The following is a 9,891-nucleotide window of genomic DNA, read 5'->3' as shown; positions in this document are numbered from 1 at the left end:
GGTTTCGGATGCCCTCCGCGTCGCTTTTGCAAGAACTTTCGCTGCATGGCGCGCTGTGATCCGGCTTTGCACCACTCCACTCGCGTCCAGCGCAATGACCTGATATAGCTCACGGTCAGTCTCGACTTCGTATTGGTAGTCCTCAACGATGTCGAGCAACAGTTCAAGCAACCGTCGCTGGCGATGTCTCTCCTCCCTTGTCACAGCCGGACTCCTAACTATCGAGGCCACAAGCGTCGCCAATTTGTCTAATTGGCTTAATTGCCGTTCGATCAATCCGAATGCGGACAGCGCCAGTTTCTCGTATTGAACCGCGTCAACGGGCGGCCGCGTTGTGGTCCGTGAACGTTTGACAGATTTACTCATGGCGCGATCTCCCTAAACTTGTCTGGATCGCTCACCTCGCGCTTGTACGGTGGTGAGCGGGCACATTGACGGGATTCGCAGACCGGCACACAGAACCAAGAACCGGCGAGCCGTAGGGCTCCCCCGCCAAGGCCCGCCCATTGTGATCAGGCGTGCAAAGGCAGCCGCGCACTTGCTAGTGCAAGCATGCGAGTTCTGCGTGAGGCAGGCTGCGAAACCTGTTGTCGTGAAGTACACGACAAAACGAGTTTAAACATATCGCGTTGCGAGCGATCACCCGAACGAGCTAAAACGCGTACGCGGCAACCAATTCCGAAATTGCCCAATGATCTGCCAGAGTAAAGGACTACGACGCAGAAGAAACTTCCGCAAAAACCGCAGCGAATGATTCGCAAAGCGTGCGCCCAATCCGATTAGCGAGATGCATGATCAATTCATGCGTGACGACATTTTTGGGCGGCGAGATGTGTCCAGTTGCCTTCAAAAATCAGCGACCATTCATGGACCGACGTTGCTCTGCTGAAGAGCGAGTCACGTTTGGTGCGGGGAGCACATTGAGCCTTACCGTCCGCGCGATCTTCGCGGGTCGAAGCCAGCGGCCTGCGGCGTACATAAATTGACATGGGCCAACCCCGTTGTGCTGGAATGAGAGGCGCGTTTGGCGCGCGGGGCGCTTTGAAACTTATGGGCCGAGCGCCACCGCCGAGACGAAGCCGACGGCCCGGTCGCGCACAAATTGATGATGGGCCGCCACGATCTTGGTGGGATGCAAGAGGCGTTTGGCGCGCGGATCGCCTTGAACTGACAGGCCGAGCGGCACCGCCGAGGCAAAGCCGACGGCCCGACCGCGCACAAATTGATGATGGGCCGCCACGGTCCTGGTGGAATGCAAGAGGCGTTTGGCGCGCGGGGCGCATTGAACTCACAGGCCGAGCGCCAACGCCGAGGCAAAGCCGACGGCCCCCACCGCGCACAAATTGATTATGCGCCGCCGCGGTCCTGCTGGAATGCAAGGGGCGTTTGGCGCGCGGATCGCATTGAACTCACAGGCATAGCGGCATCGCCGAGGCGAAGCCAACGGCCCCAGCGGGCCCAACTAAAACCACTGGTTTTGAAAAGCCCTTCCGGCGAGCGCGGAGCGCGAGGCGGGAAGTATGACGCCCTTGTCACTGCGGCCGAATGTGCGAGGACACAGATTCCAGATGCGCCACTACCGTGACTGTGCGGGGGACCCGCTTATGATCTGGCGGTTCAAAGCGGCTTTCTTTGCCTACTTTCTTTGCCGCGGCAAAGAAAGTAGGTGCCGCCCCGCACAGGGGCAACGCTAATAGACCACAAACAAATCAAGGAAAGGCCAACACCAAAAACCACCACCAACAAACAACCTCCGCCGAGCAGGCAAAAAACCCGATCACCTCCCCCCCGACAACCCTCTCTCCAAAGCCGCAACCCCCGCCGGCAAATCCACCTTAACCCCAAGATCAACCATAGTCCGCCCCAGCGCATGCACAGTCCGAAAAAGATTATGTTCCCGACACTGCTCCCCCATCTGCCCAACGCGAACAATGGGCAACCCAAACGACCCCGAAATCTCCACCTGATGCATCCGCGAAATATGCGCACAAACATCCGCAGGACTAAACCGATCAGGCACCTCGATCCCCACAACCGAATTCAACCGACAAGCCTCCGGCGCATACAACCGAAGCCCCATCGCCACCACCCCATCCTGCAACGCCAGCGAACACCTCAAATGCCGCGCAAACCGCTTCTCGAGCGTCTCGGCACACACCAACCGCAAAGCCTCATGCAAAGCCAGAACCCCAGAAACAGGCGCCGTATAGTGATACCCAGCGTTATGCCAAAAATTCTCAGCAAGCCTCGCATCCAGACACCAATGCGCGTTCGGCGCCGTGCGCCCCTTAACCCTCTCCCACGCCGCATCTGAAAACGCAATCAACGACACGCCCGGAATCGACGACAACCCCTTCTGCCCACCCGTAATCACCGCATCGATCCCCCAGGCATCCATTTCCAACGGCATCGTGCTCAACGTGCAAACCGCATCGACGATCACCAGCGCGCCGGCCGCTTTCGCCAACGCGGCAATTTCCTTCAGCCGATAATTCCACACCGTATTGGACGTCTCGCCCTGCACCACCGTCACGATCTCAGGCCGCTCGCGCCGGATCGCCTCGGCAATCTCTTCGAGGCTCGCCACCGTCCGGTCGGCAACATCGAGCGTGCTCACCCGCGCGCCGACGCGCCGGCCCATCTCCGCCATCCGTTCGCTGAAAAAACCGTTCTTGATGGACAGCACCCGCGTGCCTTCCCACGCCAGGTTCGAAATCGCCATCTCCATCGCGGCCGAGCCGGGTCCGGCCACACCCAGCACCCATTTCGAATTCGTCTGGAACACATAGCGCGCCATCGACTTCACCTGCCCAATCACCTTCACCATCGTTGCGCCCAGGTGATTGATCACGATCGCATTGGCCTTCGCCACGGCCGCGGGAATCGGCACGGGGCCGGCGCCCATCATCAGAAGCGGCTCTTCGGGAAGAATGGCGTCGAGCGACTCGACAACCGGACAGGGCACAGCAAAAGAGGCGGATGTGAATGATGAAGTCGGCATGATGATCGGTACGTGAATGTCAGGGCGCGAAAGAGCAAACGGCCCCGCCAGCATGGACGCTGGCGAGGCCGCCGGTTCGATCATTCACCGATCCGCGCAGTTGCGCAAGTTTTTTGACTATGCCTGACCCCACGACACCGTCGACAAAGCCGTCATTTCACCGTGGTCTTGTCGAGTTTCTTGCCGGTCGCCGCGTTGAAACGCTCGACATACTCCTCGATCAGCTTGCGCAACGCGCGCCCGATCTGCCGGTAGTCGGCTTCGTTCAGGTTCGCCAACGACACGCGCCCCGACGGATGCTGCGTGCCGAAGCCAAGCCCCGGCAGCAGCACGACCCGCGCCTCGCGCGCGAGGCGGAACAGCATTTCGGATGGCTGCGTGTTCTTCAGCAGCCAATCGACGAACTCACGCCCGAACATCCGCTCGCCGAGGAATTCGACGTCGAGAATCGTGTAGTAGTCGACCTGATTCGGATCGTCGTCCTCGAAGGAAATGCCGACCTCTTCGTAAAGCGCCTGCTTGCGCTTGCGAATCAAACGCTTCAACGCGTTCTTGTAGGCGTCCGGCGTGTCCATCAACGAGAACAGCGAAAACAGCACCATCTGCACCTGCTGCGGCGTCGACAGACCCGCGGTGTGATTCAGCGCGACCGTGCGGCTGTCGGCCACCAGCCGGTCGATGAACTTGAGCTTGTCCGGCTCCGTCGTGATCGATTCGTAGCGCTCGTGCAACTGCTTCTTCGTGTCTTTCGGCAACTCGGCGATCAGCTTGTCGAGCACGTTGTCGCGATGCGTCGCGATCGTGCCGAGGCGCCAGCCGGTCGCGCCGAAATATTTCGAGTACGAATACACGAGAATGGTGTTCTTCGGCGCGAGCGCGAACAGCGACACGAAGTCGTCGGCAAAGGTGCCGTACACGTCGTCGGTCAGCAGGATCAGATCGGGCCGTTCCTTGACGATCTCGGCAATGTATTGAAGGCTTTCGTCATTGATCTTCACCGAAGGCGGATTGCTCGGGTTCACGAGAAAGAACGCCTTCACCTTCGGATCGCGCAGCTTGTCGAGTTCCTTCTTCGAATACTGCCAGCCATTGGCCACGTCGGCTTCGAGATTGACGACGTTCAACCGGTAGTCGTTCAAGCGCGGAATCTCGATGTACGGCGTGAAGATCGGCATGCCGAGCGCGATCGTGTCGCCCGCCTTGATCAGGTGATTCTCGCGCAGCGTGTTGAAGATATACGTCATCGCGGCCGTACCGCCTTCCACCGCGAATATGTCGAATTCGCCGACAAAAGGATGGTCGCCGATCATCTCCTTGCGCAGATACTGCCCGACGATCAGTTCGGACAGCTTCAGCATGCGGTCCGGCACCGGGTAGTTGGAAGCGAGAATGCCCTCGCACATTTCGTAGAGAAAGTCGCCGGCGGAGTAACCCAGCTGATCGCGCACGTACGACACCGCACCGCGCAGAAAGTCGATGCCGGCCACGCCCTTGTTCTCGCGCAGGAATAAATCGAAGCGTTCCTCGAGGCCGTCGTGCCGCGGAAAGCCGCCCACGCCCTCAGGCATGTAGGCAAACGAGCGCTCCGATTCGCGCATCGCAAAGAGACCGAGTTGCCAGAAGCCGTGGCGCGGAATCGTCGCGAGAAAATTCGGGTTGCCGCGCCCGGCGTTGAGCATCGACGCATTGGCGGGTCGTTCCACGGCGCTGCCGCCGGCGGCCTTGATCAGTTCGTCCTTCAACTCGAACGGGCTGAGTGCCGACATGCCCGGTTGCGCCATATCCGCACGTTTCTTGTCGCCCTTCTCTTTTGCCATGATGCGTTCTCCAATGAGCCTGGTGAAAGATGCCGGCGCGGCGAACGATCGCCCGGTTAGCGCCGGCGTAACAGAGATCGATAGACGTGCGCTACACGAGCCCGACCACGAGCGGGCCGAGCAGTGTCAACGCGACGTTCGCGATCGCGTACGTGATCGCGAACGGCACGGTCGGCACGGAGCTTTCCGCCTTGTCGAGCACGCCGCCGAAGGCGGGATTCGCACTGCGCGAGCCGGTCAGCGCCCCCGCGAGAATGGCCGCGTTGTTGTACTTCAGCACGTAGCGGCCGAACAGCATGGTGAGCAACAACGGAAACAACGTGACGAACACGCCGAGCAGGAAGATCGTCAAGCCGCTCTGTTTGACGGTGACTACCGCCTGCAGGCCGGAGTTCAAACCGACCACCGCCACGAAGGCCGCGAGGCCGAAGTCCTTCAGCAGTTGCGAGGCCGCCGTCGGCATCACGCCATACATCGGATACTTGCCGCGCATCCAGCCGAACAGCAACCCGGCCAGCAGGCAGCCGCCGCCCGAGCCGAGCGTGAGCGGAATGCCGGCGACATCGACGACGATCAGCCCGATCAGCAGACCGAGCACGAGGCCGACGCCCATGTAGATGAAGTCGGTCTTGTTGGTGTACGGCAGCTCGTAGCCGGCCGCTTCGACGGCGCGCTTGGTGTCTTTCGGCGAACCGTAGAAAGTGATGACGTCGCCGTGCTCCAGGATGGTTTCCGGCAGTACCGGCAGTGGCTGACCGGCACGCGAAATACTCTGGATGTAGACGCCGTGCCGCATATCGCGATCCACCACTTGCCGCGCGGCGGCGATCGTCGTGTGGTTCATGCCCTTGCGCGTGAACACGCCTTCGCGTGTCTGCATGACGACGCCGACATCTTCGACGGCGGCAACCTCGCCGCCGGCCGCGCCGAATTCGACCACGGCCTCGCGGCGCCCCACCACGAGCACCACGTCGTTGGGTTTCAGCACCAGATCGGGCGCCGGGTCGAGCGGCTGGCCGTCACGCTTGATCCGCTCGATCGTCAACAGGTCTCGATGCTGCGTCTCGACGGCTTTCACCGTTTTCCCTGCGCTGACATCGATCGTGTACGCGCGGCCGACCATCTCGGGCAGCGCGGAGAGTTGCCCCGGCCCGGTGGCCGTCGCACCCGCGGTCAGTTCGCGTTCCACTTCGAGCGAGGCATCGCGCAAACTTTGGCCCATGAATTTGGGCAGGATATTCACGCACACGATGATCGCGCCCAACGAGCCGAACACATAGGTCACCGCGTAGGCGATCGCCACGTCCGATTGCAGCGACTTGACCTGATCGGCGGGCAGGCCGAGACGCGCAATCGCGTCGCCCGCCGTGCCGATAATCGCCGATTGCGTCAGCGCGCCGCCCGCGAGTCCGGCGGCGAGCCCCTTGTTCAGGTGGAACAGCTTCGCGCACACCACCACGGTGATCAGCGCGGTGACTGCCAGAAACACGGCCATGGCAATCTCACGCAGCGTCTTGCGGTTCAGCGAGTTGAAGAAGCCCGGGCCGGAGTCGTAGCCGACCGCGTAGATGAAGACGGCGAACATGACCGACTTCACGCCGTTGTCGATCGTCACGCCCGCCTGACTGATCACCACCGCAGCCAGCAGCGAGCCGCCCACGCCGCCCAGCTGAAACTTGCCGAAGTTGATCTGTCCGATGAAGTACCCGGCCGCGAGCGACAGAAACAGCGCCATCTCCGGTGATTTCTGAAAAATATGATGTAGCCAGTCCATCGTGCCCTCGCTGGATAGTTTGCGATACTGAGTACTGGTTGCTGCCCGCGCAGGCGAGGCGCAATCGTGTCGCGCCGCGCGTGCCGTCTGCTGCATCGGCCAAACGTGGCATGGCTTGCCACGCCCGGCACATCTGGCCGCCTAGTGGAATTTCCCGGCGAGGCCGACGACCACCGGCCCCATGAGCGGCAACAGAATGTTCGAGAGTGCATACGTGATCGTGTAGCCGATCACCGGAGTGGAGTTGCCGGTAACGCCCACCAGTGCGCTGATCGCAGGCGTGCTGCATTGCTGGCCTGCAATCGCGCCGAGCAGCATGGGCGCCTCCAGCTTGAGAAACATGCGGCCGATCCAGAGCGACAGCAGACCGGGCACGAGCACCATCAGAATCCCGGCCACCGGCAATGCGAGTCCGTACTCGCGCACCAGCTTGATGGCGTCCGGTCCCGCCGACAAACCCACCGCGGCGATGAAAGTGGCGAGGCCGAAGTCCTTGAGGATTTGCGCCGCCGCCGAAGGCAGCGAGCCGATCACCGGATAACGCGAACGGATCCAGCCGAACAGCAGCCCCGACAGCAGACAGCCACCGCCCGTGCCGAGCGCGATCGACACGCCGCCGACCCGCCCGCCGAGATGACCGATCGCCATGCCGACCAGCACGCCGAGCCCCAGATAAACGAAGTCGGTCTTCTGCGTGGCCGCGACCACGTAGCCCAGACGCTTCGCGCCGCGCAGGACATCCGCCTTGCCGCCCACCAGCGTGAGCACGTCGCCGCGATTGAGTTCGGTGCCGGGCAGCGCGGGCACTGTGGTCTCGAGTCGCGTGACCGCCGCGATGTAGACGCCGCGGCCGTTTTCGGGCGCCGCCTGCTCGCGCACCTGCGCGACCGTCAGGCCGTGCAGGTCGCGGCGTGTCAGCACGACGTCGAGCTTCTCGGCCATCACCTGGCCGAAGTCCGCGCCGTCCACTTCGGCACCGAGACCTGCGGCGGCCGCCACGATCGCTTCGCGCCGCCCGCCCACCAGAATGACGTCGCCTCGCGCAAGCGTGAGTTGCGGTTCGGCGGGCACCTCCGCGCCATTGCGCCGGACCCGCTCGACCGTCAGGTTGAAGCCGTACTGCTGTTCGAATGCCCGGATCGTCGTGCCGGCCGCCGCGCCGACTTCGAACGCGCGGCCCACGAGCGCCGGCGCGGCAGCGCGCTGACCCTCGCCATACGCGCCGTCGCCACCGAGCTTGCGCCACACGCGCTCGGCTTCGTCGCGCAGATTGACGCGCAACAGCAGCGGCGCGAACTGGCTCGTGAAGAGCACGATGGTGATCAGGCCGAACAGGTAGCTCACGCTGTACGCCGTCACGATGTTGGCCTGCAAGCGCAGCGTTTCGGAATCGCTGAAGCCGAGCTTGGAAATCGCCTCGGACGCCGTGCCGATCACGGCCGACTCCGTCGCCGCGCCGGCCAGTAGACCGGCCGCCGTGCCGGCGTCGAGCCGCATGACGACCACGGCGATCATGATCAGCGCCAGCACGGAAACGATCTCGACCACCGACAGCAGACCGTAGCGCCAGCCGCGCCCGACATTGGCGAAGAACTGCGGTCCGCCGGTGAAGCCCAGCGCGAAGATGAACAACGCGAACGCGATGTTCTTCAGATCGGGAGCGAGGCGTGCGCCTGTCTGGCCCAATAGCAACGCGACGATCAACGTGCCGCACACGCCGCCCAGCTGAATGGGTCCGATGCGGAACGAGCCAATGAAATATCCGATTGCAAGGCTTGCGAACAGCGCGATCTCGGGTTGAGATCTCAGCAATTCACCGATCATGTTGGCTCGCCGATTTTTGGGTTGATTGGCAGGATGCCGAAAGATTCATTCCCCAAATACCAATGAATTCATTTTCACCCAGTATGTCGCGCCACATTACTCAACCGGCATAGCGACTGAGTGAAAACACAATTTATGGCAATTGAATGACGCGAATCGCGTCTAAGGGGAGATGCCGCATTGCAACGGCGTCCGTGGCGGTGGAACGGATTTTCGATAGCTCGACAGTCACTCTTTCCTCGCGAAGTAGCCCAACGCCGTGAAAAAGACTTAGTCTGCTGATGGCCAATTATTACAGCATGAGTGAACATGCTTTCTTAAGACTGCTTTTTTAATAAATATTGTAGTTCGGCGAAGCTGTCAATATTATTTTCAACTCCTGGCCAATTCATCTTCGCAAAAAATGATCTTTAGCATTGGCACGCCATCTTCGGAGTCCGACATGCGCATGATTCTTTTCAGCAGCCGCCAGTACGACAGCGACACGTTCAGCGAAGCCAATGCGTCACACTGCTATGAGCTGCATTTCCAGGAATCGCACCTCGACAGCGAGACCGCCGTCCTCGCCCAAGGCTATGAAGTGGTGTGCCCGTTCGTCAACGACAGCGTCGATGCGGCGGTACTGGAGCGGCTCCATGCCGGCGGCACGCGCATGATCGCGCTGCGCTCGGCGGGCTTCAATCACGTCGATCTGGCCGCGGCCGAACGCCTCGGCATCACCGTCGCGCGGGTGCCCGCCTACTCGCCGCACGCCGTGGCCGAGCATGCGGTCGGCTTGATCCTGGCGCTGAACCGGCGTTTGCCGCGCGCCGCCGCACGCACGCGCGAAGGCGACTTTTCACTGCATGGACTGCTCGGCTTCGATCTTCACGGCAAGACCGTGGGCGTGATCGGCACCGGCATGATCGGTCGTGTGTTCGGCCGCATCATGGCGGGCTTCGGCATGCAGGTGCTGGCGCACGATCCCGGCACGCCCGCCGACGACCTGCTCGCGCTCGGCGCCCGCTATGTGCCGCTCGACACGCTGCTCGCCGAGTCCGACGTCGTCAGCCTGCATTGCCCGCTGGTGACGGGCACGTACCACCTGATCGACGCCGCCGCGCTCGCGAAGATGAAGCGCGGCGCGATGCTGATCAACACGGGCCGCGGCGGTCTCGTCGAAAGCAATGCATTGATCGGCGCGTTGAAGGACGGCCAGCTCGGCCACCTCGGGCTCGACGTCTATGAAGAAGAAGGCGGCCTGTTCTTCGAGGACCACTCGAACCTGCCCTTGCAGGATGATGTGCTGGCGCGCCTGCTGATGTTCCCGAACGTGATCGTCACCGCGCACCAGGCGTTCTTCACCCGCGAGGCGATGAGCGAGATCGCCCAGACCACGCTCGCGAACGTCGCGGCGTGGCAAGCCGGCACGCCGCGCAACGTGGTGCGCGCGGCGGTTTAGATTCCACTGCTGGTGTTTTGCGGTGTCGCCTGGA

General features: G+C 62.0%; 7 protein-coding genes. 1 reads left to right on the top strand and 6 read right to left on the bottom strand.

The features are described 5' to 3' along the window. The 6 genes from P0D70_RS27170 to aspT (P0D70_RS27145) all read right to left on the bottom strand — a co-directional run. The coding region (locus tag P0D70_RS27170) for a hypothetical protein (protein WP_408186730.1) at positions 1 to 366 on the bottom strand (366 nt) is incomplete at its 3' end. 682 nt (positions 367 to 1,048) lie between these two features. Further along, positions 1,049 to 1,240 carry a hypothetical protein gene (locus tag P0D70_RS27165; protein ID WP_408186729.1) on the bottom strand — a complete coding sequence of 64 codons (192 nt, stop codon included), beginning with the start codon at positions 1,238 to 1,240 and terminating at the stop codon, positions 1,049 to 1,051. A 537-nt stretch (positions 1,241 to 1,777) separates the two neighbouring features. Further along, a complete protein-coding gene (locus tag P0D70_RS27160) occupies positions 1,778 to 3,001 on the bottom strand; it encodes a pyridoxal-phosphate-dependent aminotransferase family protein (RefSeq protein WP_408186732.1) in 1,224 nt (407 codons plus the stop codon). 152 nt (positions 3,002 to 3,153) lie between these two features. Then, the gene (locus P0D70_RS27155) at positions 3,154 to 4,818 is read right to left on the bottom strand and encodes a bifunctional aspartate transaminase/aspartate 4-decarboxylase (RefSeq protein ID WP_408186728.1); all 1,665 of its coding nucleotides are present in this window, start codon (positions 4,816 to 4,818) and stop codon (positions 3,154 to 3,156) included. Between the two features lie 91 nt (positions 4,819 to 4,909). Further along, entirely contained in the window at positions 4,910 to 6,592 is a 1,683-nt protein-coding gene (gene aspT, locus P0D70_RS27150; RefSeq protein ID WP_091796629.1) for an aspartate-alanine antiporter, read from the bottom strand. Between the two features lie 141 nt (positions 6,593 to 6,733). Next, positions 6,734 to 8,416, bottom strand: coding sequence for an aspartate-alanine antiporter (aspT, locus tag P0D70_RS27145; RefSeq protein WP_408186727.1), 1,683 nt, complete (start codon positions 8,414 to 8,416; stop codon positions 6,734 to 6,736). A gap of 442 nt (positions 8,417 to 8,858) precedes the next feature. Here aspT (P0D70_RS27145) and P0D70_RS27140 point away from each other — a divergent pair, with 442 nt between their 5' ends. Further along, positions 8,859 to 9,857, top strand: a complete 999-nt coding sequence (locus P0D70_RS27140) for a 2-hydroxyacid dehydrogenase (RefSeq protein ID WP_091796631.1) — start codon at positions 8,859 to 8,861, stop codon at positions 9,855 to 9,857. Positions 9,858 to 9,891 lie beyond the last annotated feature (34 nt).

This window comes from Paraburkholderia sp. RL17-381-BIF-C (assembly GCF_046026435.1).
Lineage (GTDB): Bacteria > Pseudomonadota > Gammaproteobacteria > Burkholderiales > Burkholderiaceae > Paraburkholderia.
The sequence above is the reverse complement of the archived record's forward strand: the minus strand, read 5'-3'. Positions and strand labels throughout refer to the sequence as shown.